This is a genomic window from Acinetobacter sp. CIP 64.7, from assembly GCF_000369745.1.
GTDB lineage: Bacteria > Pseudomonadota > Gammaproteobacteria > Pseudomonadales > Moraxellaceae > Acinetobacter > Acinetobacter fasciculus.
The window spans coordinates 188,088-210,915 of sequence record NZ_KB850179.1 but is presented as its reverse complement, the minus strand read 5'-3'; the positions used below and the strand labels follow the sequence as shown (position 1 = coordinate 210,915).

The 22,828-nt window shown below is 42.5% G+C and carries 27 protein-coding genes and 2 pseudogenes; 17 read left to right on the top strand and 12 right to left on the bottom strand.

All coding sequences use genetic code 11. From position 1 onward, the window contains the following. Positions 1-79 precede the first annotated feature (79 nt). Together F890_RS07420 and F890_RS07415 are read left to right on the top strand one after the other, a co-directional pair. A complete protein-coding gene (locus F890_RS07420) occupies positions 80-1,489 on the top strand; it encodes a M16 family metallopeptidase (RefSeq protein WP_005266246.1) in 1,410 nt (469 codons plus the stop codon). Then, a complete protein-coding gene (locus F890_RS07415; protein WP_005266244.1) occupies positions 1,489-3,063 on the top strand; it encodes a M16 family metallopeptidase in 1,575 nt (524 codons plus the stop codon). Before F890_RS07420 ends, F890_RS07415 begins: the two co-directional genes overlap by 1 nt. On the opposite strand, the gene F890_RS07410 is transcribed toward F890_RS07415, so the two are convergent. Further along, positions 2,987-3,310 (bottom strand): hypothetical protein, encoded by a 324-nt coding sequence (locus tag F890_RS07410; protein WP_005266242.1) that lies wholly within the window; start codon positions 3,308-3,310, stop codon positions 2,987-2,989. The two genes, F890_RS07415 and F890_RS07410, sit on opposite strands and share 77 nt — an antisense overlap. A gap of 98 nt (positions 3,311-3,408) precedes the next feature. Further along, positions 3,409-3,768 (bottom strand): hypothetical protein, encoded by a 360-nt coding sequence (locus tag F890_RS07405; protein WP_004278683.1) that lies wholly within the window; start codon positions 3,766-3,768, stop codon positions 3,409-3,411. 224 nt (positions 3,769-3,992) lie between these two features. Between F890_RS07405 and F890_RS07400 the strand changes: the two genes are divergently transcribed. From F890_RS07400 to F890_RS07390, 3 genes are all read left to right on the top strand, one after another. Then, positions 3,993-4,226 (top strand): SEL1-like repeat protein, encoded by a 234-nt coding sequence (locus F890_RS07400; protein WP_004278686.1) that lies wholly within the window; start codon positions 3,993-3,995, stop codon positions 4,224-4,226. Positions 4,227-4,377: 151 nt separating this feature from the next. After that, positions 4,378-4,758, top strand: coding sequence for a DUF2750 domain-containing protein (locus tag F890_RS07395; RefSeq protein ID WP_004278687.1), 381 nt, complete (start codon positions 4,378-4,380; stop codon positions 4,756-4,758). Between the two features lie 104 nt (positions 4,759-4,862). Then, entirely contained in the window at positions 4,863-5,294 is a 432-nt protein-coding gene (locus F890_RS07390) for a CBS domain-containing protein (protein WP_004278688.1), read from the top strand. 130 nt (positions 5,295-5,424) lie between these two features. Here the strand turns inward: F890_RS07390 and trpB are convergent, their stop codons facing one another. Continuing rightward, the gene (gene trpB / locus F890_RS07385) at positions 5,425-6,633 is read right to left on the bottom strand and encodes a tryptophan synthase subunit beta (RefSeq protein ID WP_017397736.1); all 1,209 of its coding nucleotides are present in this window, start codon (positions 6,631-6,633) and stop codon (positions 5,425-5,427) included. A 147-nt stretch (positions 6,634-6,780) separates the two neighbouring features. Between trpB and F890_RS07380 the strand changes: the two genes are divergently transcribed. Then, positions 6,781-7,644, top strand: a complete 864-nt coding sequence (locus tag F890_RS07380) for an IS982 family transposase (RefSeq protein WP_004729973.1) — start codon at positions 6,781-6,783, stop codon at positions 7,642-7,644. A gap of 82 nt (positions 7,645-7,726) precedes the next feature. On the opposite strand, the gene F890_RS07375 is transcribed toward F890_RS07380, so the two are convergent. From F890_RS07375 to F890_RS07340, 8 genes are all read right to left on the bottom strand, one after another. Next, positions 7,727-8,914: a vWA domain-containing protein gene (locus F890_RS07375; RefSeq protein WP_005266239.1), complete on the bottom strand. Its 1,188-nt coding sequence runs from the start codon at positions 8,912-8,914 to the stop codon at positions 7,727-7,729. A gap of 13 nt (positions 8,915-8,927) precedes the next feature. After that, a complete protein-coding gene (locus tag F890_RS07370; protein ID WP_005266238.1) occupies positions 8,928-9,779 on the bottom strand; it encodes an AAA family ATPase in 852 nt (283 codons plus the stop codon). A 20-nt stretch (positions 9,780-9,799) separates the two neighbouring features. Beyond that, complete coding sequence (locus F890_RS07365) at positions 9,800-10,183, bottom strand: hypothetical protein (RefSeq protein WP_005106668.1); 384 nt, start codon at positions 10,181-10,183, stop codon at positions 9,800-9,802. A 21-nt stretch (positions 10,184-10,204) separates the two neighbouring features. After that, positions 10,205-10,510, bottom strand: coding sequence for a YcgL domain-containing protein (locus F890_RS07360; protein ID WP_004278695.1), 306 nt, complete (start codon positions 10,508-10,510; stop codon positions 10,205-10,207). Positions 10,511-10,640: 130 nt separating this feature from the next. Then, complete coding sequence (locus F890_RS07355) at positions 10,641-11,783, bottom strand: ribonuclease D (RefSeq protein ID WP_005266237.1); 1,143 nt, start codon at positions 11,781-11,783, stop codon at positions 10,641-10,643. 178 nt (positions 11,784-11,961) lie between these two features. Further along, complete coding sequence (gene recR, locus F890_RS07350; protein WP_005266236.1) at positions 11,962-12,558, bottom strand: recombination mediator RecR; 597 nt, start codon at positions 12,556-12,558, stop codon at positions 11,962-11,964. A gap of 13 nt (positions 12,559-12,571) precedes the next feature. Beyond that, a complete protein-coding gene (locus F890_RS07345) occupies positions 12,572-12,901 on the bottom strand; it encodes a YbaB/EbfC family nucleoid-associated protein (protein ID WP_004278699.1) in 330 nt (109 codons plus the stop codon). Positions 12,902-12,929: 28 nt separating this feature from the next. Next, entirely contained in the window at positions 12,930-14,117 is a 1,188-nt protein-coding gene (locus F890_RS07340; protein WP_005266235.1) for an O-succinylhomoserine sulfhydrylase, read from the bottom strand. A 142-nt stretch (positions 14,118-14,259) separates the two neighbouring features. On the opposite strand from F890_RS07340, the gene F890_RS07335 reads away from it, so the two are divergent. The 10 genes from F890_RS07335 to F890_RS07290 all read left to right on the top strand — a co-directional run bounded on the left by F890_RS07335 (position 14,260) and on the right by F890_RS07290 (position 22,330). After that, the gene (locus F890_RS07335) at positions 14,260-15,357 is read left to right on the top strand and encodes an alpha/beta fold hydrolase (RefSeq protein ID WP_005266234.1); all 1,098 of its coding nucleotides are present in this window, start codon (positions 14,260-14,262) and stop codon (positions 15,355-15,357) included. Between the two features lie 69 nt (positions 15,358-15,426). Further along, positions 15,427-16,299: an NAD(P)-dependent oxidoreductase gene (locus tag F890_RS07330; RefSeq protein ID WP_005266232.1), complete on the top strand. Its 873-nt coding sequence runs from the start codon at positions 15,427-15,429 to the stop codon at positions 16,297-16,299. 87 nt (positions 16,300-16,386) lie between these two features. Next, positions 16,387-16,656: a YARHG domain-containing protein gene (locus F890_RS07325; protein WP_005266231.1), complete on the top strand. Its 270-nt coding sequence runs from the start codon at positions 16,387-16,389 to the stop codon at positions 16,654-16,656. Positions 16,657-16,687: 31 nt separating this feature from the next. Continuing rightward, a complete protein-coding gene (locus F890_RS07320; RefSeq protein WP_005266230.1) occupies positions 16,688-17,101 on the top strand; it encodes an HIT family protein in 414 nt (137 codons plus the stop codon). A gap of 314 nt (positions 17,102-17,415) precedes the next feature. Further along, entirely contained in the window at positions 17,416-18,510 is a 1,095-nt protein-coding gene (locus tag F890_RS07315) for a porin (protein WP_005266229.1), read from the top strand. Positions 18,511-18,977: 467 nt separating this feature from the next. Continuing rightward, a complete protein-coding gene (cydP, locus tag F890_RS07310; protein WP_004645265.1) occupies positions 18,978-19,169 on the top strand; it encodes a cytochrome oxidase putative small subunit CydP in 192 nt (63 codons plus the stop codon). Further along, on the top strand, positions 19,169-20,755 hold the full coding sequence (locus F890_RS07305; RefSeq protein ID WP_005266228.1) for a cytochrome ubiquinol oxidase subunit I: 1,587 nt from the start codon (positions 19,169-19,171) through the stop codon (positions 20,753-20,755). Before cydP ends, F890_RS07305 begins: the two co-directional genes overlap by 1 nt. After that, positions 20,752-21,897 (top strand): cytochrome d ubiquinol oxidase subunit II, encoded by a 1,146-nt coding sequence (gene cydB / locus F890_RS07300; protein ID WP_004731264.1) that lies wholly within the window; start codon positions 20,752-20,754, stop codon positions 21,895-21,897. The genes F890_RS07305 and cydB overlap by 4 nt, the downstream gene beginning before the upstream one ends. Before the next feature lie 25 nt (positions 21,898-21,922). After that, positions 21,923-22,024 (top strand): cytochrome bd-I oxidase subunit CydX, encoded by a 102-nt coding sequence (cydX, locus tag F890_RS18115; protein WP_004278713.1) that lies wholly within the window; start codon positions 21,923-21,925, stop codon positions 22,022-22,024. A 3-nt stretch (positions 22,025-22,027) separates the two neighbouring features. Beyond that, complete coding sequence (locus tag F890_RS07290) at positions 22,028-22,330, top strand: cyd operon YbgE family protein (RefSeq protein WP_004278714.1); 303 nt, start codon at positions 22,028-22,030, stop codon at positions 22,328-22,330. Positions 22,331-22,372: 42 nt separating this feature from the next. Here the strand turns inward: F890_RS07290 and F890_RS19330 are convergent. After that, a pseudogene (locus F890_RS19330) lies at positions 22,373-22,564 on the bottom strand (DDE transposase); the annotation flags it as partial. Positions 22,565-22,611: 47 nt separating this feature from the next. Here F890_RS19330 and F890_RS07285 point away from each other — a divergent pair. Continuing rightward, positions 22,612-22,828, top strand: a pseudogene (locus F890_RS07285) (IS3 family transposase); the annotation flags it as partial.

Sequence of the window (22,828 nt, the reverse complement as noted above, 5' to 3'; positions counted from 1 at the left end):
AGCTACAGCTCTCGGTTGCTTTCAAGCACACATTTATTAAAAATAACTCTAAATACAACTGCCTATTTCAGGAGATCTAGTGTTCATCACCTTTTTGACTATCTCCTCTTTCTCGCAAATGATCAAACAGATGCTTTATCCACTCGGTGCAGCAGTCTTGCTTAGCCTGAGTTTTAGCTCGGTTCAGGCACAAACCCGAAGCGAATTGTCACGGACTACTTTTGAAACCACGTTAAGTAATGGTTTAAAAGTCATTATTCGGGAAGACCATCGTGCGCCCATGGTAATGACACAAATCTGGTACAAAGTCGGCAGCAGCGATGAATCTGGAAATATTCTGGGGGTATCACATGCGCTTGAACATATGATGTTCAAAGGCACCCATAAAGTACCGAATGATGAATTTACCCGTCTTAGCCGGATTTATGGCGGCAGTATCAATGCAGCTACCTTTACCAATTACACCAATTATTATCAGCTCTATCCTAAAGCCTATTTTCCTATGGCGCTGGAACTTGAGTCTGATCGGATGAGTAATTTACTGCTTCGACAGCAGGACTTCGAGCCAGAAATTAAAGTCGTCATGGAAGAACGGCGCCAACGCACCGACGACAATCCGCGGGCGCAAGCCTTTGAACGGTTTAAATGGATCAGTTATCCGACCAGTCATTATCGCCAGCCGGTGATTGGACACATGAAAACTCTGAATAATATTCAGTTGAATGATGTCAAAAAATGGTATCGGGACTGGTACAGTCCGAATAATGCCATTCTGGTGATTGTTGGAAATGTAGAATCTGAAGCTGCTTTGGCTCAGGTACAAAAATATTTTGCTGACATTCCCGCGCGTCCAACCCCAGCACGCAATGATGTACTGGAGTTTGAGCGTTTGGGTTATCGCCATATGGAGATCAATAGCAATGTTCAGGTGCCCAATCTGTACATGACCTGGAATGTAAAATCCCTTGGCACTGCCAAAAACCCCCAAGATGCTTATGCCTTGACCATTATTCGCAGTCTTTTGGACAGTGGCATTTCTTCGCGCCTGCAAGACCGATTGGTACGTGATCGTAAAATTCTGACCTCTGTCAGCGTTTCTTATGATCCCTATAATCGCGGCGACAGCCTGTTTGGTATTTCTGCCTTACCTGCGCCGGGCATCTCTTTGCAAGAAGCACAACAAGCAATTCAGGATGAAGTGGATTTACTTAAAACTACAGCGATGACCCAACAGGAAGTGGATCGTATCAGTACCCGCTTTATTTCCAATTTGATCTATAGCCAGGATGATATTGCCGGACAAGCCAAAATGATTGGAAATCTAGAGGTCAATGGCTTGAGTTATCGCCTGATGGATGAATTACCGAAACACTTTGAAAGTGTCAGCGTTCAGGATATCCAGCGTGTCGCAAACGCCTATTTTGTACGTGAAAATCTCAGCACGCTTTATCTCTCTCCTGAACAAAACACCCAGCAACGGGGATTATAATGCTTCAACTTCGTTCATTTTTGCTTATTTCAATTTTAAGTCTTAGCTCGGCTACCCATGCAGAAAACTATCTGGATCCCCAGCCTAACCAAAATGATAATCCAAGTCAGTTACAGTCTATCCCTTTGCTGCAAAGCTTAAAAAATATTAATCAGCAACGGGATTTTCAGGCGCCTTATATTCATGATCTAAACAATCGCTACAAAGTACGCACGCTGTTTGTTGAAACGCAAGATCTTCCCATGGTAGATATCCAGCTGACCTTTAATGCCGGTTCGGCCCGTGATCAGGAAATTGCCAAAGGCCTATATGGTCTATCCAATATGGCAGCCAAGTTGATGCGTGAAGGAACCGACAAATATAGCGCCAATCAGGTGGCGGAAGTTTTTGACCAAACCGGAGCACAATTCAGCGTACAAGCCTATCGGGATATGTTTGTGGTTCGTCTGCGTACGCTTTCAGACCCGGAAAAACTGGAACCCGCATTGGGCATGCTGATGGAGGTTCTCAAGAATGCATCATTTAAACCATCCAGCATTAATCTGGCTTTAAGCAATACCCAAGTGGGACAAAAACAGCTGCAGGAAAATCCAAGCCGACTCATGGATATCCGTTTTTATCGTGCCCTATATGGTCAACACCCTTATGCAGAACCAATCACTGGTACCCAAGGCAGTACCAAGAAAATTAACGCAGAATTATTGAAAAAATTTCGTGATCAGTTTTTGGTGGCGCAAAATATGAATATTTCCATTACTGGAAAACTCAGCCCGAAACAGGCACTGGAACTGTCTGAACGCATTGCCGGTAATTTACCCCAAGGGCAAAAAGCAGTGCGATTGCCACAACCTGAAACTCAATCTGGTTTTGAAGTGGTACATCTACCCTATAACTCGTCTCAGGCGCATGTCACCTTTGGGCATTTAGGCCCAACTCGCTTTACTGAAGATAAACTGGCTTTAGAGGTCGCCAATCGCATGTTTGGCGGTAGCGGATTTAATGCGGTATTGATGCAGGAACTGCGGGTGAAACGTGGTTTTACTTATGGCGCTTATAGTTCGTTGAGCTTTAGTCAGGCACCGGGCGTATTCAGCTTTAAGTATTCCACGCGTCAGGATCAACTGCTAGATAGCATTCAGGTCGCACATCAAGCATTTATCAACTTTGTCAGTCAACCTATTGATACTCAGCGTCTGGAAGAAACCAAAGCAGGCATGTTACGTGCTTTTCCTAATAATTACAGCAGTAATGCCACCATTAATGCCCAGCTAGGCAATATAGGTTTTTATAGTGAGCAAACTGATTATTTATCCAGTTATCCAGAACGCTTGGCTAAAATCACAGCGGCAGATGTACAAAATGCAGTGCGCAAGCATTTTCATCCTGATCGCTTAACCCTGGTCGTTGTCAATAAAGAACTGGATCAAAATGCTTTGAAAATGCGTTTGGAACAGAATTTAATGGATGCCAATTATTACTTACCAACAAATCCTATGCCTAAGGCATCTCCACAGAGAGCGGCGGAAGCTGACGTGCCCGAAGCGATTCCTGCTGATAAGCCTGCATCAATTTAAGGTACTGCCCACGACGGATATGCTGCTGCCCTAACAAGGCGAGTGCCATATCTTGGGTTTGGGGCAGGTTTTGCTGTTTAGACAGTTGTTGAATCTGGGTGACTTGGGAAAGGCTAAGCGGACGATATAAAGCAAATGCGGCTAAAAGTAGAATGACCGCAATAATAAAAATAACCACACTGTTATAAATCTGTTCCAGTTTGATTCTGCTGAAAAATTGGCTTAGTTTTTCTGTATCTATAGACATACACTACCTCAGGTTAGAGGTAGTGTATGGTCGCAGTTACATAAGTTCAAGTCAGCGCACTGAATATTCACAAGAGCTGAATCCTGCTATTTTGGGCATTAATTCATTATTCTAGTAATAATTGTTGAATACAGCACCAATGCAACAACAAGTAATACCAGTGCAATTGCAAATTTACTTAAACCGGCTTCTGCTTCAGGCGGATGTAAGCGATCCTCATCTGCAATGCGAACCAGCTCACCATTATAGAGTTTATAAAACTGCTCACGCTGGTTTTCGTCCAGCGCCCGGGTAAAGTCGTAGACTTCTTTACGTTGTGCCAGCCCATAATCGCCTAGATGGGTATATTTACTGAATATAGCTTGATCGAGTTTTTTACGATGCAAATCGGCAAGTTCCATAATTTGACCTGCAGTCGGAGGCATATCAAATTTCACACCATCTAAAGTTCTTGTCATCATGGCCTTCTCCTTATTGTTTGCTATCCATTTACAATGTAGCTTAATAATATTTATAGTTGTGTATAGTTTAATCAGTTAAACTATAACTGAAGTAAACAAATAAAATCGAATAGTTGACTTTTCCATTATTTTGTAATATTAGTTTAACAATACTAATTTATATTTGTATTTAGACTAAATAGTCTATCCTGTAATCATAATTAAAATTAAGGAGTTTTTATATGATACAACAACTCTCTCAACACGATCTGGAACATCTGTACGCAGATGCCGTGAATACCATTCAATCGCAAATGAACTTTGCTGATGCGGTAAAACAGCTTGAAGAAGCCGCTCGTGCAGGCCATGGTAAAGCAGCGCTCTTTTTAGCAGAACTTTATTATCAAGGTTTCCGTGTAGAACGAGATTCACTCAAAGCCCAGTACTGGCAAAACATGGCCACCATGCAAGCATAAAGAAACGTCACCTAGGTGGCGTTTTTTTCAGCCCTTTTTTCAATAAATAGCAATCAATACATATTTTCTTACGAATCCTTGCAAAGCTGAAACAGTAATTTCATATAAAGTTCCTAGAATAGAGCCTGAACTCCAATAGCACTTTATTCTAATGAAACCACGAAAAATTATTCAAATTGATCCGATCTGCAAAAACTTTCTGTTAAAGATCACGATGCTTAAATCTTTGATGAATTGTGGCGAGCTATGGGGCGCATATCACCAAGGCTGGGCGATGATGCGTGACCAGGAAGATTGTATCTTTCCATTCTGGCTCAATCCGCTGGATGCTAAAAATTATGCCCAGCAACATTGGCCGGATTACATTCCACGTAAAATCAATTCTGAAGATTTTGAAAATGCGTTATTGCCGACCCTGTCGCGACTGAATGTTACGCCAGCGCTGTTCAACACCAATGGAACCAAACTCAAACTGACTGCTGCACAGATGCGTCATCTGTTTTTTTCGCAACAAAGACTGCACATTGCTTAAATAACATGCTATTTATAAAGACTAAAACCTAAACACTTAGAGATGTTCAGGTTGAATACATACTCTAGGATTAATAATAAATTGACCAATAAGGATGATTAAGCATGACCAATGTGGCACAGGTGCTCAGTGAAAAAATGCATCAAGCTATTTATACCATCCGTCCAGATTCTACCGTTTTAGAGGCCATCACCTTGATGGCGGATAAAGGAATCGGGGCGCTTGTGGTAACCCATGAAGACAACGTGGTGGGGATTTTGTCAGAGCGGGATTACACTCGTAAAATCGCGCTGATGCAAAGAACCTCATTCGACACCACTGTTAATGAGATCATGACCTCTAAAGTGATTACCGTAAATACAGCTACTAGCGTAGAAGACTGTTTATCTCTGATGACTGAACGCCACCTACGCCACTTACCCGTGGTCGAACATGAAAAACTGATCGGTCTGATTTCAATTGGGGATTTGGTCAAGGCCGCCATGGATGACCAACGTAAATTGATTGAACAGTTACAGCAATATATCTCAGGTTAAAACATCATCTAGCTTTCTCTAAGGCATTTGAAGATCACTTAAGTGACACCAAGATAAAGTTTTATATCTGATGCATAAAAAATCCCGGTACGTGTATCGGGATTTTTTTATATGAACATTCTGAATAAAATCAGTTTAGACCTAATTTTTCTGCGACGTAATCTGAGTCTTTATCACCACGACCCGATAAGTTCACCACAATTCTGGTATCTTTTGGCAGTTTCCCTGCTTCACGAATGGCCCAAGCCACCGCATGCGAACTTTCTAGTGCAGGTACAATACCTTCTACACGTGATAAGGTCATAAATGCATCTAGACACTCCTGATCGGTCGCAGTGGTGTACTCAACCCGGCCTAAATCTTTCAACAAACTATGCTGTGGTCCCACACCCGGATAATCCAGACCAGAAGCAATTGAATGCACTGGCAAAGGTTCACCCTGCTCATCTTCTAGTACATAACAGGCCATACCATGTAACTGGCTCGGCTTACCTAAAGTTAATGTTGCTGAGTGCTTGTCAGTATCCAGACCATGACCTGCCGGCTCAACACCTACCAGTTTCACATCTGGTTCATTTAAAAATGCAGTGAATGCGCCCACTGCATTAGAACCACCACCCACACAAGCAACGATATAATCAGGATTTGCACCGAAACGTTCATTGGCCTGAACTTTAATTTCATCGCCAATAATGGACTGAAAATCACGCACCATCATCGGGAATGGGTGCGGTCCAACCACCGAACCAATGGCATAGATGTAGTTTTTCGGGTCTTTTAAATATTCTTCAAAAGCACTGTCAACTGCATCTTTGAGTGTGGCTGTACCGCGAGTCACAGAAATCAGCTTGGCACCCAGAATCTTCATTTTCACGACATTTGGATGTTCTTTTTCGATATCCACTTGGCCCATATGAATTTCACACGGAATACCAACAAGAGCACACGCGGTTGCCAATGCAACACCATGTTGACCAGCACCGGTTTCTGCAATGACTTTGGTTTTACCCATATATTTAGCTAGTAAAGCTTCACCCAGACAGTGATTAATCTTGTGCGCGCCGGTATGGTTCAGATCTTCACGTTTTAAATAAATCTGTGCTCCACCGAGCTGTTCAGAAAGGCGTTTGGCATGAAATAGTGGACTTGGACGACCAACATAATGAGCAAACAGGTCTTTCAGTTCATTCTGAAATTCTTCAGTCTGACGAATTTCCTGATAGGCCACATTAATATCATCCATGGCCTGTTTCAGATCGGGTGGAATAAACTGACCGCCATATTGACCAAAAAAACCCTCTTCATTGGGTAAGGCAATACCATTAATTTGATGAGTCATAATCATGCCCGAGATTTTAAATAAGAGATAATGAGTGACTTTATACTAGAATAACCTGAGTTCGACATAAAAAATAAATAAAAAAAAGCCTTAGCATCTGTAATATCTTGGTTACGAAGACAAAACATTTCAGAGCAAGGCTTTTTCATGGACTATATTACCGAATTATTTTGTATCTTGGATGATTTCTGCAAAAAGTTTAATGAATCTTTAGAGAAAGCTCTAATTTCTGATCAAAAAACAACAATGAAAAAGTCAGCTTTAAGCTTGTCTGAAGTCATGACCATTGTCATTTTATTTCATAAATCCGGGTTTAGATTTTTCAAATATTTTTATTGTCATATGATCATCCCATTTTGGAAATCAGCTTTTCCCAAGCTTCTTAGTTACAATCGTTTTATTGAAATTATGCCGCGTTGTTTGCAAGCTTTGAGTAGTTTCTTCCATCAAGTTAAAGGAGAAGATACCGGAATTTGTATTATTGATTCGACTAAATTGGTCGTTTGCCATAATCTTAGAATTAAAAGACATCGTGTATTTAAAGGCTTAGCTGGTCGTGGTAAAAGTAGCACAGGTTGGTTTTATGGATTTAAAGTCCATATTGTTATCAACAACTTGGGTGAAATTATTAATCTCAAGATTACATCGGGAAGTGTTCATGATGTTGCTGTACTTGAATCTTTAACCCAAGAGTTAAAAGGTATTTTACTGGGCGATAAAGGCTATCTGAGTAAAGCAAAAACTGAAGCTTTAGCAGCAAGGGGGCTCAGACTATTAACCCCGTCACGCAAGAATATGAAAAATAAACCCATCCAAACTGAAGAAGAAAAACAATTGCTTTGCAGAAGAGGATTGATCGAAACAGTGAATGATCAGTTAAAAAACTTACATCAAATTGACCATTCACGTCATCGTTCGGTGAATAACTTTATGGTGAATATTATGGCTGCTATAGTGGCTTATTGCTTAAATCCAAATAAGCCAACTTTCCAAAACTTGCTAAAAAGCTAAAATATTTCATCGAACTCAGGTTAGAATAATTTGTTTTAAATCACTAATAACTCTAACTAAAGTCACTTATAGATAAATGGAATTAACGCGCCAGATATTTAGTCATGTCTTCAATGCCTTTCAGCGTCATTGGAAACATATGATTTTCAAATATTTGCTGGATCAGACCAATGGTATGGGTGTAATGCCAGTATTTTTCTTCTTCCGGATTCAGCCAGGCGGTTTTATCAAAATGCTGACGCAGGCGCTGTAACCAGACCTGTCCCGTCTCATCATTCATATATTCAACCGAACCACCGACAGAATTCAGCTCATACGGTGCCATACTGGCATCGCCGACCACAATCACGCGATAATCGCGGCCATAGGTATTGAACAAATCCCAGGTATTCATACGTGAACTGGAACGACGGACATTGTCTTTCCATACATAGTCGTACAGACAGTTATGGAAATAAAAATATTCCAGGGTTTTGAATTCGGTTTTCGCAGCACTGAATAGCTTTTCACACTGGGCAATATGCGCATCCATCGAACCGCCAACATCAAATAGCATCAGTACTTTGATACGATTACGACGCTCGGGCACCAGTTGTACATCCAGAATACCCTGCTTGGCCGTTTCACGAATCGTCCCGTCAATATCCAGCTCTTCTGCTGCACCCTGACGGGCAAATTTTCGTAGACGGCGCAATGCCATCTGCATCTGGCGACTTCCCAGAATCTGCTCATCGTCCAGATTGCGGTATTGACGCTGTTCCCAGACTTTCACCGCAGAACGCTTACGCCCCGGTCCGCCAATACGCACACCTTCAGGATGATCGCCATAGGCACCAAAAGGTGAAGTGCCACCGGTACCAATCATCTTGTTACCGCCCTGATGTTTTTTATGCTGTTCGCGCAGACGCTCTTCCAGCATTTTCATCAGTTCTTCCAGCGATCCGGCTTTTTTCAGCTCTTTGCGCTGCTCCGGGGTTAGATGTTTTTCGAGAAGCTCCAGATCAAACCAGTCTTTAGGCAGTTTATGCATCTGATTGAGAAGTTCATCAATATCGAAGGTTTGAATACCATCAAAATAGTCTTTCATGGCGCGGTCGAACTTATCAAAATAACGCTCGTCCTTGACCATCACGGTTTTGGCGAGCTGATAGAATTCGTCCTGATCGGCAAAGACCAGTCCTGCAGCAACCGCCTGATTCAGGTCAATCAATTCGCGGGTCGATACCGGCACGCCGTATTTGCGTAAGGTATAAAACAGTCGCACAAACATGCGTGTTTCTCCCTTAACGACGTGACATAAAGGCTAGACGTTCAAGTAACTGCACATCCTGCTCGTTTTTAATCAATGCGCCGTATAAGGGTGGAATCGATTTGGATTTGTCGGTATTGCGCAGAATATCTTCCGGCATGTCGTCAGCCATGAGCAGTCTGAGCCAGTCGATCAGTTCAGAAGTTGAAGGTGGTTTTTTCAAACCCGGAATCTGGCGTAGTTTGAAGAATACCTGCAAGGCTTCATTCACCAATGTTGCAGAGATATTCTCAAAATGCACATCGATGATTTCACGCATGGTGGCTTCATCCGGGAATTCGATATAGTGGAAGAAACAACGGCGTAAAAAAGCATCCGGCAATTCTTTTTCGTTATTCGAGGTAATGATCACGATCGGACGCTGGGTTGCGGTAATGGTTTCGCCAGTCTCGTACACATAGAACGACATTTTATCAAGTTCATGCAGCAAGTCATTTGGAAACTCGATGTCTGCCTTGTCAATTTCATCAATCAGCAGGACACAGCGCTCTTCACTGGTAAATGCTTCCCACAGTTTCCCCGGCTTGATGTAATTCTTGATGTCATAGACACGGTCATCACCAAGTTGACTGTCACGCAGGCGCGATACAGCATCGTATTCATACAGACCTTGTTGCGCTTTGGTGGTGGACTTGATGTGCCAGGTGATCAGCTTCAAACCCAGACTTTCTGCGACTTGCTCGGCCAGTAAAGTTTTACCTGTACCCGGCTCACCTTTGACCAGCAATGGTTTTTGCAAACTGCGTGCAGCTTTCACCGCAAGCTTTAAACTGTCAGTCGCGATGTACTGATCGGTACCTGAAAATTGTTGAATATCAGCAGACATGATTGAACCTTATTTTTTACTTACAGCGGTGAACTTTTCTCGTGAACACGAATATTGCTTTTGTTCGACACATAAGTCGACCAGCAATAGCCAATCACAGATCCAATCCCAATGACAAATAAAATAAGTGACGCATTAATCCAAACTAGGGATTGCTCTTTGGTCAACACCCCAAATAACAGACCGAAAATCGCAGGTGCAATGGACGCATTCGCCCCCTCGGATACCGTCGGTGTCAGCAGAATGGCAAAGGCTACAATCCACAAAAAACCGCCCATGGGTTTAGGCAGACGCTTGGTTACACCATACCAGCACCATAAAGCAATCAGGCTGCCAAGCAGATAAACTGCAACGGCAATGCTCTGTTCAGGAATTGAGTCTAATACAGCCACATAACCATTCATTTCACAACTCCTGAATCAACATTAAGCACCACGCAAGCCTTCTGGTGCTACAGCGTTTGGATCAATCAAGCCTTCTGGCGGCATTTGCAGGAAGAAACCGCGAGTTTCAATAGAATCCATGACATGCAAGACATTGGCACGTGCCAGTTTACGTGATTCGCTTAATTCAAGATGCATGACAAAAGTCGCACGTCCAAATGCTGCCTGTACTGCTTCAGTCAATACGCTTAAAGGTTCGAATGTTTCAGCTTCGCTTTCATTCGCAGGACGCGCCACATACAGATACATTTCACTTTTTTTGCTGGATTTGTAGATAGACACTTGCATATTTCAAACGACTTTTCTGGAAAAACAACCGCAAGGATACATCAAAAAAAAGACAGAAACATTAGCCACATCTCATGCATCAGTCGTGATTTTGTATAATTGCTTTTTCTTTAACCATTCCTGTAGCTAATCACTCGCTGACTTTCATCTGGGTAGACAGATAAGATTCATCCTGATGCAATACCTGAATCAGTGGCTGAGTTAATAACTCATAGCGCCAACCGAGTAGATAATCCGGCAGATCCTGCTCGTCCTTATGAAAGACTACATGCTGATACAAGGCATTCAGCCATTTCTTGCGCATCAGGACTTCTTTCGGAATCGAGGTTTCATTGACCACGTTCTGAATAATTGAATCAATTTTTTCGCCAATATCTTTGGAAGAATGGCGAATTGGACGTGCCAGACGTAAAGGCCAATTTGCCGGCTCCGGCAGGAATTTCAGTAAATCTAAAATGGTTTTGCCATGCTCACGAACCACATTCGAACGAATGTCTTTCACATGACTCAGCTGGAAATTATTGCGCGGGAATTTTTCCACCAGATCAATCATGCTGGCATTTTTTAAAATGAAACTGCGTGGCTGATTTAGTGCTTTGGCAATCTGATCACGCCAGACCATTAATTGCTGCAATTGCATCAGCTGACGGCGTGAATGCCGGTAATTGCCGACATCCTGATACAACAAGGCGGTTGGAGTATCTTCGCCAATTTCCTGAGTCAGAAAACGGCAATCTTGCAAAGCAAAATCCAGAAGATCTTTCGAATCCAGATCCTGTTTGATTTTTTCTGACAGTTGCACCAGATAATGCACATCATTGGCAGCATACAGCAACTGTTCGGAACTGAGTGGACGCGCCAGCCAGTCAGAACGGGTCTGGTCTTTTTCGATATCAACTTCCAGCATCTGCTTCAGCGCATTTTGATAGCTGACTTGCAGACCATGCCCCAAAAATGACATGCCGACCTGGGTATCAAACACATTACTCAGCGATTTCTTCTGGGTATAGTGATAGATCAGGTCGATATCTTCACTACAGGCATGAAAAATATTCTGCTGCGCGTTAAAAATTTTATTGAGGAACTCAGTCAGATCCAGCGTGGTTCCATCCAACAAATAGACCTTGCTGTCTACGTTAATCTGAAAAACACCCAGCTTAGGCCATAAGGTATCCACCTTGATAAACTCGGTATCCAGCCCATAAACTGAATTCTGATCCATCAGCTTCAGTACATGAGTTAAGTCGTGTTGATGTTGAATAAATTGAAACATAGAACTGAGTCTAAGATTAGATTCTCGATAGATCCATATTAACTGATCTATAGAATTTTTGTATAAAAAATAACGCCAATTCTGTCCTATTTCCTAAAAAATGGTGGTCATTTATCAAGGTTTATAATCTAATTAATATCTTTTTTATATTAAAACTAACAAGATATTTAAGCTGAACTTACTTCATGCGCATCCGGTTATGCACGGCCTGACTCAAGGTATGACTATCGACATATTCTAGTTCTCCGCCTTGTGGTACGCCTTGGGCAATTCGGGTCATGTGGATCGGTAAATGCTTGCTGGCCTCAACCAGATAATGTGCCGTGGCTTGTCCTTCTACCGTGGCATTGGTTGCCAGAATCACTTCTTTCACCTGACCATTGGCCAAACGATGTAACAAGTACGGAATACCGATTTCTTCCGGTCCAATACCATCGAGTGGCGATAAATGACCACCCAATACATGATATTTACCTCTGAAGCTGCCACTTTGCTCAATCGCCATGACATCTGCAGGTGATTCCACTACACAGAGCAGCTCATCATCACGATCCAGCGAAGTACAGATATTGCAGACTTCATCTTCGGTCAGAGAATGGCAGACTGAACATTCATGAATGTGATTGGTTGCCTCAGTCAGCGCATGCGCCAGACCAATAGCACCTTCACGATTTTTCATGATCATATGCAATGCCATACGTTGAGCCGATTTTGGCCCAACGCTTGGCAAAATGCGTAATGCTTGAACGAGTTGATCAAAACGATCACTAAACATTGCGCATTCTTCCTTAGAACATACCTGCAAGACCAGGCGGTAAACCCATACCTGAGTTTGCTGCTTTCATTCTTTCGTCAGATACTACTTCTGCCTGACGTGCAGCATCATTCATTGCCGCTGCAATCAGGTCTTCAATCATGTCTGGATCATCCTGAAGCAACTCAGGGTTGATTTCAATACGTTTCACCACGTTACGGCAAGTCATGGTCACTTTAACAAGACCACCGCCCGCCTCGGCATGCACTTCAGTTTGTGCAAGCTCTTCTTTGGCTTTTTTTACGTTGTTTTCAACTTCTTTCTGCATGCGCTGAGCTTGCTGCATCAACATGTTAATGTTCATAAATATCTCCGAACATAAATTTATAAAATTAAATCAGGTCTAAACCGCGACGAATATCCTGGATAATATCACCAATCTCTTCCAAACCAACAGATACGCGAATCAAACCTTCGCGAATACCGGCAGCTTCTTTGGCTTCAGGCGACAATTTACCGTGTGTCGTGGTTGCCGGATGGGTAATGGTCGATTTCACATCGCCCAGATTACCGGTAATCGAGATAAACTGGGTATTGTCGATGACAGTCCATGCTTCCTCACGGCCACCTTTCACTTCAAAAGACACAATACCGCCAAAACCGCTCTGCTGTTTTGCTGCCAGTTCATGACCGACATGCTCAGGCAGGCCCGCATAATATACTTTTTCTACTTTTGGATGCTGATTCAAAAATTCAGCCAGTTGTTGAGCACTTGCTGAATGTTCACGCATACGCAAACGTAGTGTCTCCAAGCCTTTCAGGAAAACCCAGGCATTGAATGGGCTCATTGACGGGCCGGTGGTACGCACATAACCGAAGATTTCTTCTAGTAACTTGTGATTACCTACGACAGCACCACCTAGCGCACGGCCTTGGCCATCGAGATATTTAGTCGCAGAATACACCACCAGATCTGCACCAAATTTGAGTGGTTGTTGTAACACCGGTGTACAGAAGCTGTTATCAATCGCCAGTAAAGCATTATTGGCATGCGCAATATCGGCGAGTCCCTGTATATCGGCTACTTCTGCTAAAGGATTCGATGGAGATTCAACAAAGAGAATTTTGGTTTCAGGTTTAATGGCATTTTTCCATGCATCAAGATCGGTTAGATCGACAAAATCAACACTAACGCCAAATTTTGCGACATATTTTTCAAACATGGAAACCGTAGAACCGAAGACTGCACGTGAACAGATCACATGATCGCCCGCTTTTAAAAAAGCCATCATCACTGCCATAATGGCTGCCATACCCGAACTGGTGGCGACGGCGCGCTCTGCACCTTCAAGTGCAGCCAGACGCTTTTCAAACATGGCAACGGTCGGATTGGTAAAGCGAGAATAGATATTGCCCGGTTCCTGGCCTGAGAATTTAGCTGCGGCTTCTGCCGCATTTTCATAAACAAAGGACGATGTTAGAAAAATCGGTTCGCCATGCTCACCTTCAAAAGTGCGGGTATGACCGGTACGAATGGCTAAAGTTTCTAATTGGTAAGAAATATCGTCTTGCTGGCTCATCGCTTTACCTCAGCCCTAAGGCTGCCTTTTGTAAAAATTTGCCAACATTTTGAGCGCCTAAGCTATTTCAGGTCAAGGCATAATAAGCGATTATTGCTTAGACTTCGATCAATCCTCCCGCGGATACGGATATTTTATTTACATGATTCAGTTAAAACAAAACTTTCAGCGCCAGCAAAAAAAATTGAAACACCTCAGCACCCGGATGTTTAATGCCTCCTCACTGATCCTGTCGCAAAAAACCCCTTTTGAATATATTGCCGGCACCGAGTTTTGCAAGATTCGCTATTACGCTTCACCTGAGAAAAAATATAAGGAGCCTCTGGTCTTCATCGCACCCTTGGCGATTAATATGGATATCTATGATCTGTATCCTTATCGCTCTCTGGTCAAGCATTTTCAGCATAGCGGTTTTGATGTCTATCTGGTGGAATGGAAACGTTTTAACTTTAAGCACCGCCACCTGAACTTTTTATCTTTTATTGATACAGCCATTCCTCAATCTATTGAAACCATCTGCAAGCATTCGGGCAGTCAGTTCATTTCCCTGCATGGCTGGAGTATGGCTGGTGTATTTGTCACGCTCTATACCGCCCTGCATTCACCTGAACATGTCAAGAATCTGATCGTGGTGGGCAGCCCTATCGACAGTTATGCGTCAGGACGTGTCGGCAAACTATTTTCTACGACCAATAAGCTGATTTCTAAAAATAAAAATCTGCAACAGGCCATTCATCAAGGACTGATCCCGAAGCAATATATTCATACGCCGGGAATTGTAAATGCTCTGGGCTTCAAGTTACTTGACCCGATCGGCTGGCTTAAAAGCCAGAAGCAGTTTTTGCTGAATCTGGACCATGTCGAAGATGTCTATGAACATGCCACTATGGGGAATTTCCTGAATAAGATGATTGATTATCCAGGCGGGATTAATCAGGACATGGTGCTGCACTTGTGGCTGCAAAATCCTTTAAAACAGGGTTCTATCACTTTAGATGGTCGTGTCGTTGATCTTAAAAATATTAGCTGTTCTCTCTTGGTGGGTGCAGGTCAAACCGATCAAATTGTCACAGAACAGTCAGCTAAGCCTTTGATGGAATTGACAAGTAGCCAAGATAAGACGTTTACTCTTATACCGGGTGGCCATCTTGGACTAATGTCGAACCAGAAAACGGCAAATACATTCTGGCCCAAAATGACGACCTGGCTGGTGCAGCGCTCTACACGGCTTGATGCTTAAAGCAGATTTCTCGCACCAGAAAAATATTAAAAATTATCAATAGATTTAAACATATTCAGAGGGTATAGCATGATTCAGTCAGTGGCATTTATCGGCTTAGGTGCAATGGGTTTTCGTATGGCTGCACATTTGCCCAAGCATTTTGATACGGTCTATGTCTGGAACCGCAGCTTTAACAAGGCTGAAGAGCATGCTGCCGAATATGGCACCCAAGCCGTCACACTGGAACAGGCCGTACAGGCAGATGTGATTTTTTCTTGCCTGCCCACCAGCGCTGATGTAGAACAACTTCTGGAAAATTTACCGCTTAAATCCGGTTCAGTCTGGGTCGACTGCACCAGTGGTGTACCAGATTCTGCCCAAAAACTGGCAGCACAACTGGCTGAACATGGGGTAATCTTTCTGGATGCACCGGTCAGTGGCCAAACCGTTGGTGCTGAAAATGGCACTTTAACCGTGATGGTGGGTGGTAATGCAGAGGGCTATGAAAAAGCCCTTCCTGCAATGCAGGCATTTGGCAAGCTGATCAAGCATGTCGGTGAATCTGGCGCAGGTTTTGCAGTGAAGGCCGTAAATAATATGTTAATGGCTGTAAACCTGTGTGCCGTTGCTGAGGGCTTTACTACCTTGAAAGCGCATGGGGTAAACCTGCATGAAGCACTGGATTGTATTAATGCTTCAAGTGGTAAAAGCATGGTGACTGAAACCGTATTGCCACAGCGTATTTTAAACCGCAGTTTTCCTGTAACCTTTGCCCTGCCACTCTTGGCCAAAGATACAGGTATCGCAATCGACCTTGCGCGTGAAGCCAAACTTTCTGCACCTGTGTTATCTTTAACCCAGAATCTGATTCAGGCAGCCAGCGACCTGTCGGATAAAAACAGTGATTTTTCCAGTGCTGTGAAAATGTATGAATCATGGAGTAATATTACCATCGAGTAATATCTCGCCATTGAATAATGATAACGAAACCTCATATTGTGACTATATAGGCAGGCACATATAGTGGTTAACCCAGAGGAAACTCTCATGAAAAAATTTTTTGTTGCAGCAGTGATTGGCTTTGCAACTTTGTTCGGGGCTTCAACATCGGTTCTTGCATCTGAACAAGAGTGCAAAAAATTGAAAAATGATCATGACGTGATTTATGCGTCTAAAGGTTTCTGTTTCAAAGATCCTGAAGCAAAAGCCAAGTTTGGTAATGACAATTGCTATACAACCAAGCCAAAATTCTCGGAAAAAGAGCAACAACGTCTTGACGCGATCAAAGATCGTCAGAAAGAATTGAACTGTAAATAATTCAGTTTAATGACGCTCAAGGAATGTACTTATGACTTATGATGATCAGAATATTTTTGCACGAATTCTACGCGGTGAACTTCCTGCGATAAAAGTGTATGAAGATGACCAGGTTCTTGCATTTATGGACATCATGCCTCAGGCAGAAGGTCATACCCTGGTTGTTCCGAAAACACCGGCGATCACTTTACTGGATCTACCACCTGAAGCTGCAGCGTATACGATTCAGATCGTACAGAAAGTTGCCAAAGCCATTGAAAAAGGTTTAGGGGTAGAGGGTATCGTACTGATGCAATTATCAGGTGCCGCAGCAGGACAAACCGTTCCACACGTACATTTCCATCTGGTTCCTACCTCTTTGCATAATCTGGGCAAACATGCTGCACAGATGGGCGACCAGGAAAAAATTAAAGCGCTGGCAGAGAAAATTAAAGCTGCGTTTTAAGTTATTTGCCAATATTTAAAAAATGGAGCTTCGGCTCCATTTTTTCTACCAGCTCAAAATGAACAATTATTAATTTTTTATGAAACCTTTAAAATATAACAATACAATAACCTGATTAATAAAAACTTTTTTAACAAAAGCACACTCTGTTCATATTTTTACAAAACGAAACATTTAATATATTTGAAATATTTCCTTAATCTTACTGTCTTATTTGTAATTGATACTTAGCACCAATACAGGACGGTAGCAAAATTTAACAAAGCTACTACAACACCCTTGTTAGGACCAAACAAGTCTTATTGGAGCTACACATGAAAAAAACTCTTTGCGCATTGGCAGTTGGGGCAACAATTTTAACACCAGTGATGGCAGCTGCTGCTGATGTTAAAGTGTATGGTCGTGCACATGTATCTTTAGATTATCTGGATGATGGCCAGGATTATAACGAAGTTGGACTTTCTTCAAACTCTTCACGCCTAGGCTTTAAAGCTGAACAACAATTAGAAAATGGCATGACTGTTTTTGGTCAAATCGAACAAGAAATTAACTTCGCTAGTGGCGAAAAAGATGACAAAGGTATTAATTTTGCAACTCGCGATACCTTTGTTGGTTTAAAAGGTGACTTTGGTCAGGCACGTGTAGGTCGTTTTGATAGCCCGTTTAAAGTTGCACGTGGCCCAGTGAATTTCTTTGGTGATATGGTTGGTGACGTACGTAACGTAACACGTGTTGGTGACTTGAAATTTGACGAGCGTAATGAAAATACCATTGAATATAAATCACCTAAATTTGGTGGTGGATTCAACGTTTTAGCAGCTCTTTCAATGCACAAGAATAAGAATATTGCTAAAGATGGAAATAATGAAGGTGTAGATGATAATAAAGCTTATGATCTTGCACTAACATACAAAGAAGGTCCTATCGATTTTGCTGCAGCATATGAAAAATATGAAGATAATGCTGCAAATACATCGACAGATGTTTCAGCAACAGGAATTCAAGCTGAACGTGATGCTTTCCGTATTGCAGCAGCATATAAAATCACTCCTGATTTTAACTTAGGGGCTATGTATCAAATCGCTCAATATGACAATGATGCTTTAAGCAATTTTGATGCTCAAGTCTATGGTATTGCTGGTGAATACAAACTAACGCCAAAAACTGCGCTACGTGGTGAGTATTTCTACCGTGATGTAGATGCTGACGATGCAAACTCAAGCTTAATTGCTGTTGGTGTAGAGCATCGTTTAGATAAAGCAGTGCGTGTTTATGCGAACTTAGCAACTATGCTAAATGACAAAAATGCTAATCTTGCACCTTGGAAAGAAGGTCGTTCAAATACTGTAAGTGCTGTAAAAGATGAGAATGCAACAGCTCTTTCTTTAGGCTTCCGTTACGACTTCTAAGCTCCTCTCTCCTCCAAAAGCTTAAAAAGAACATGCTTCATGCATGTTCTTTTTTTTGCGTATTTTTATTGAAATAAAACAGTAAAAAGCTTGCGATACACAAGATACAACCCTTTCTAACACTAGGCTTAAACAGTTTGACTGATTTATCCAGTAATTTGCAGATTTATCCTAATATTTTAAAACCGAGCATTTCTATCAGATTAAAAAATATAAAACCACACAAATCAGAATAAAAATATTTTACATTTAAATAGATAAATATAAGCATTTTAGTCGGATTTAAAATCTGAAAATTTACAAAAAATAATAAAAAAACATTTAGAATATTTTTTGTTTAATTTAATTATATTTCATTTATTTTCAATACTTTATAAATATATGCTTATTTAAACTGTATCGTCTATTTATTTTTTCGTTACAATAGATTAATAATATACAACAAGTCATATAACAGGCTTAGTCGAATGAGCTTAGTTCCCAAAAATCTAAACCAGAGAGTAGTTAGAGAAATAACTGCCATTTTAATTATCAAGGTTATTTTACTGATGATCATTAAAAATATCTGGTTTGATGCACCTACGATTCCTAAAAATTTTGACAACCAAGTCGCCGAGCGTATCGCCGGCAATCCTTCCCAAATCCAGGAGACACGTTGATGATTTCTGAAAGCGTGGTCGATCTCTCGCGGTTCCAGTTCGCCATGACCGCGATGTATCACTTTATTTTTGTTCCACTGACTTTAGGCTTGGCTTTTTTGCTTGCCATTATGGAAACCACCTATGTGATTTCCGGCAAAGAAATCTATAAAGACATGACCAAGTTCTGGGGAAAACTGTTTGGTATTAACTTTGCCTTAGGGGTAACCACCGGCCTGACCATGGAGTTCCAGTTCGGAACCAACTGGGCGTATTACTCGCATTATGTCGGTGATATTTTCGGTGCACCGCTGGCGATTGAAGGTTTGATGGCCTTCTTCCTTGAATCGACCTTTATTGGCTTGTTCTTCTTTGGTTGGGATCGCCTGTCCAAAGTACAACATCTGGCAGTGACCTGGCTGGTGGCTTTAGGCTCGAACATGTCCGCACTCTGGATTCTGGTCGCCAATGGCTGGATGCAAAACCCGGTCGGTTCGGCATTTAACTATGAAACCATGCGTATGGAAATGGTGGACTTTGCTGCATTGATCTTTAACCCGGTCGCTCAGGTTAAATTTGTGCATACAGTATCTGCCGGTTATGTCACAGGTGCCATCTTCGTCCTGGCTATTTCAAGTTACTACATGCTGAAAAAACGTGACTTGCCTTTTGCACGCCGTTCTTTTGCCATTGCAGCCATCTTCGGGCTTGCTTCTACACTTTCAGTGATTTTACTAGGTGATGAATCAGGGTATGAGCTGGGCGATGTACAGAAAACCAAACTGGCAGCGATTGAAGCAGAATGGGATACTCACCCTGCACCTGCGCCATTTACTTTGTTCGGTATCCCGAATAAGGAAACCATGACTACAGATTATGCAGTGAAAATTCCTTATGTAATGGGTCTGATCGCTACACGCTCTACGACTGAACAAGTTACGGGTATTAAAGACCTGCTGGTTCAGCACGAAGCGCGTATCCGTAATGGTATGGTGGCCTATTCACAACTGGAAAAATTACGTGCTGGTGATCAGTCTCCAGAACTGAAAACAGCTTTTGAAGAAAGCCAAAAAGACTTAGGCTACGGTCTGCTTCTGAAAAAATACACGCCAAATGTCGTTGATGCCTCTGAAGAGCAAATCAAAGCAGCCGCTAAAGATACCATTCCACACGTACCAAGCCTGTTCTGGGCCTTCCGTGCCATGGTGGCTTCCGGCTTCTTTATGCTACTTCTATTTGCACTGGCAACCTTTGCGGTAGCAAAACGTAATGCTGAAAACAAACCATGGTTATTGAAATTTGCTTTATTTGCACTGCCTTTACCTTGGGTTGCTGCGCAAACTGGCTGGTATGTGGCAGAAGTAGGTCGTCAACCTTGGACCATTGGTGAGGTATTACCGACGCATCTTTCAGCATCAAGCTTAAGCACAGGTGATGTATGGGGTTCAATCCTTGCATTAGCAGCATTCTATACCGTGTTACTGATTATTGAGATGTATCTGATGATCAAGTTCTCACGTCTTGGCCCAAGCTCACTGCATACCGGTAAATACCATTTTGAAAAGCTTGCAGCTGCAGAGAAGGCAAATGGGGAGACTCAAGCATGATCGAATATGAATTATTAAAAATCATTTGGTGGGTGCTGGTCGGCGTATTGCTGATTGGCTTTGCCCTCACTGATGGCTTCGATATGGGCTCCATGGCGATCATGCCATTTGTGGGCAAAAATGATAGTGAACGCCGTGCAGCGATCAATACCATTGCGCCGCACTGGGACGGTAATCAGGTCTGGTTTATTACTGCTGGCGGTGCTTTGTTCGCTGCCTGGCCAATGGTCTATGCAACTGCCTTCTCCGGCATGTACTGGGCCCTGCTACTGGTCCTGTTTGCGCTTTTCTTACGTCCGGTCGGTTTTGACTATCGCTCAAAACTGGAAAATACCAAATGGCGCAATTCATGGGACTGGGGTCTGGCCATTGGCGGTGCAGTGCCTGCCTTGGTCTTCGGTGTGGCATTCGGCAACATGTTCCTCGGTGTACCATTTACTTTAGATGAAACTGTACGTTCTACTTATACTGGTAGCTTCTTTGCCCTGCTGAATCCGTTTGCAATTGTCTGTGGGCTGGTCAGTTTATCGATGCTGTGTGCACATGGTGGTGCATGGTTAATGCTGCGTACAGATGGTGACCTACGCCAACGTTCTGCCAAAGCAACGCAAATCATGGGTCTGGTTTATCTGGCTACCTTTCTGGCAGCCGGTGCATGGTTGTATTTTGGTGGTATTCAAGGCTATACCTTGGTTACACCTTTTGATACCAATGGTGTTGCCAATCCGCTTGCAAAAGAAGTATTGACCAATGCTAATCCAGGCTGGATGAACAACTATTCGACTTATCCAATCACGATGGCAGCGCCTATTGCCGGCATTTTGGGTGGCTTGATCATTGTCTTGGCAGCAGGTAAAAACAAAGCAGGCCTGAGCTTCCTGGGTTCATCTCTGGCTGTCATCGGTGCCATCCTGACTGCCGGTTTTGCCCTGTTTCCTTTCCTGATGCCTTCAAGCATTAACCCGGTTGCAAGTCTGACCATGTGGGATGCGGTATCTAGTAAAAATACCTTAACCGTTATGACCGTTGCTGCCTGTATCTTTGTTCCACTGATCCTGATCTATACCACTTGGTGTTATTACAAGATGTGGGGCGTGATTACCAACAAACACATTGAAGATAATTCACATAGCCTGTACTAAGGCTATGTCTTAAGGAGAGACAACTATGTGGTATTTTGCCTGGATTCTGGGTGTACTGATGGCATGTTTTGCCAGTGTGATTGCTGCCATTTACATGGAACAACACCAAGACCTGGATGAGGAATAAAACATGACAGAAGCTGCGCTTGAGAAAACCGTTGTAGACAAGAAACCAAACAAATTTGCGATGATGATTTCCTGCCTCCTGGCTTTTCCTCTCGCAGCCGTGTTATTGGTTCATCCTTCCGCAATGCTGGATGCCAATGGTGAATATAGCCATAGTGCCATGATGTATATCATGATTGGTATTTCTGGAGGCTTTGTCCATGGTGTTGGCTTTATGCCGCGCCACTGGTTCTGGAAATGGTTGTTTAGCCCTTTCCTAGCATGGCCTTTAATGATCTGGGGTTATTACACCTGGTTTCTCAGTTAAAGTATGAAATTAAAAAGCCCTCATTTGAGTAATGCCAGTCAGTTAAGAAATTGACTGGCATTTTCTTGGGTATTTCTGTGGTTTTCCTTTCACAACTCGTGGGCAACTTCTAACCCTCCTCTCAGGCAACACATACCTCTTAGATTTCTCCAGTAAACTTTCTAGATGTTTGGGTAAATTCCCTGCGGAGTCTAAAGAGTCAAATCTTAATATATTCAGGATACCGATAGATGAACCGTACCGGGTTTGTCGGAGAGTCAATATTCTGAGAGACTACCCCGATGACAAAATTAAAATATACCCCTGAAATCAGAGAAAGAGCGGTTCAATTATTGATTGAATCTGAAAAAGATTATCCTTCTACTTGGGCTGCAATCACAGCAATTGCGCCTAAGATTGGTTGTACTCCTGAAACACTTCGTGCCTGGCATCAAAAGCATTTAGATCAGCAAAATCCTATTAAAGTACAACAGATATCTGATCAAGAAAAAATGAAGC

Excerpts from the sequence above, each read along its gene's own strand:
- F890_RS07415 (WP_005266244.1), top strand. The coding sequence starts at position 1,489 with ATGCTTCAACTTCGTTCATTTTTGCTTATTTCAATTTTAAGTCTTAGC.
- F890_RS07410 (WP_005266242.1), bottom strand. The coding sequence starts at position 3,310 with ATGTCTATAGATACAGAAAAACTAAGCCAATTTTTCAGCAGAATCAAA.
- F890_RS07405 (WP_004278683.1), bottom strand. The coding sequence starts at position 3,768 with ATGACAAGAACTTTAGATGGTGTGAAATTTGATATGCCTCCGACTGCA.
- F890_RS07400 (WP_004278686.1), top strand. The coding sequence starts at position 3,993 with ATGATACAACAACTCTCTCAACACGATCTGGAACATCTGTACGCAGAT.
- F890_RS07395 (WP_004278687.1), top strand. The coding sequence starts at position 4,378 with ATGAAACCACGAAAAATTATTCAAATTGATCCGATCTGCAAAAACTTT.
- F890_RS07390 (WP_004278688.1), top strand. The coding sequence starts at position 4,863 with ATGACCAATGTGGCACAGGTGCTCAGTGAAAAAATGCATCAAGCTATT.
- trpB (WP_017397736.1), bottom strand. The coding sequence starts at position 6,633 with ATGACTCATCAAATTAATGGTATTGCCTTACCCAATGAAGAGGGTTTT.
- F890_RS07380 (WP_004729973.1), top strand. The coding sequence starts at position 6,781 with ATGGACTATATTACCGAATTATTTTGTATCTTGGATGATTTCTGCAAA.
- F890_RS07375 (WP_005266239.1), bottom strand. The coding sequence starts at position 8,914 with ATGTTTGTGCGACTGTTTTATACCTTACGCAAATACGGCGTGCCGGTA.
- F890_RS07370 (WP_005266238.1), bottom strand. The coding sequence starts at position 9,779 with ATGTCTGCTGATATTCAACAATTTTCAGGTACCGATCAGTACATCGCG.
- F890_RS07365 (WP_005106668.1), bottom strand. The coding sequence starts at position 10,183 with ATGAATGGTTATGTGGCTGTATTAGACTCAATTCCTGAACAGAGCATT.
- F890_RS07360 (WP_004278695.1), bottom strand. The coding sequence starts at position 10,510 with ATGCAAGTGTCTATCTACAAATCCAGCAAAAAAAGTGAAATGTATCTG.
- F890_RS07355 (WP_005266237.1), bottom strand. The coding sequence starts at position 11,783 with ATGTTTCAATTTATTCAACATCAACACGACTTAACTCATGTACTGAAG.
- recR (WP_005266236.1), bottom strand. The coding sequence starts at position 12,558 with ATGTTTAGTGATCGTTTTGATCAACTCGTTCAAGCATTACGCATTTTG.
- F890_RS07345 (WP_004278699.1), bottom strand. The coding sequence starts at position 12,901 with ATGAACATTAACATGTTGATGCAGCAAGCTCAGCGCATGCAGAAAGAA.
- F890_RS07340 (WP_005266235.1), bottom strand. The coding sequence starts at position 14,117 with ATGAGCCAGCAAGACGATATTTCTTACCAATTAGAAACTTTAGCCATT.
- F890_RS07335 (WP_005266234.1), top strand. The coding sequence starts at position 14,260 with ATGATTCAGTTAAAACAAAACTTTCAGCGCCAGCAAAAAAAATTGAAA.
- F890_RS07330 (WP_005266232.1), top strand. The coding sequence starts at position 15,427 with ATGATTCAGTCAGTGGCATTTATCGGCTTAGGTGCAATGGGTTTTCGT.
- F890_RS07325 (WP_005266231.1), top strand. The coding sequence starts at position 16,387 with ATGAAAAAATTTTTTGTTGCAGCAGTGATTGGCTTTGCAACTTTGTTC.
- F890_RS07320 (WP_005266230.1), top strand. The coding sequence starts at position 16,688 with ATGACTTATGATGATCAGAATATTTTTGCACGAATTCTACGCGGTGAA.
- F890_RS07315 (WP_005266229.1), top strand. The coding sequence starts at position 17,416 with ATGAAAAAAACTCTTTGCGCATTGGCAGTTGGGGCAACAATTTTAACA.
- cydP (WP_004645265.1), top strand. The coding sequence starts at position 18,978 with ATGAGCTTAGTTCCCAAAAATCTAAACCAGAGAGTAGTTAGAGAAATA.
- F890_RS07305 (WP_005266228.1), top strand. The coding sequence starts at position 19,169 with ATGATTTCTGAAAGCGTGGTCGATCTCTCGCGGTTCCAGTTCGCCATG.
- cydB (WP_004731264.1), top strand. The coding sequence starts at position 20,752 with ATGATCGAATATGAATTATTAAAAATCATTTGGTGGGTGCTGGTCGGC.
- cydX (WP_004278713.1), top strand. The coding sequence starts at position 21,923 with ATGTGGTATTTTGCCTGGATTCTGGGTGTACTGATGGCATGTTTTGCC.
- F890_RS07290 (WP_004278714.1), top strand. The coding sequence starts at position 22,028 with ATGACAGAAGCTGCGCTTGAGAAAACCGTTGTAGACAAGAAACCAAAC.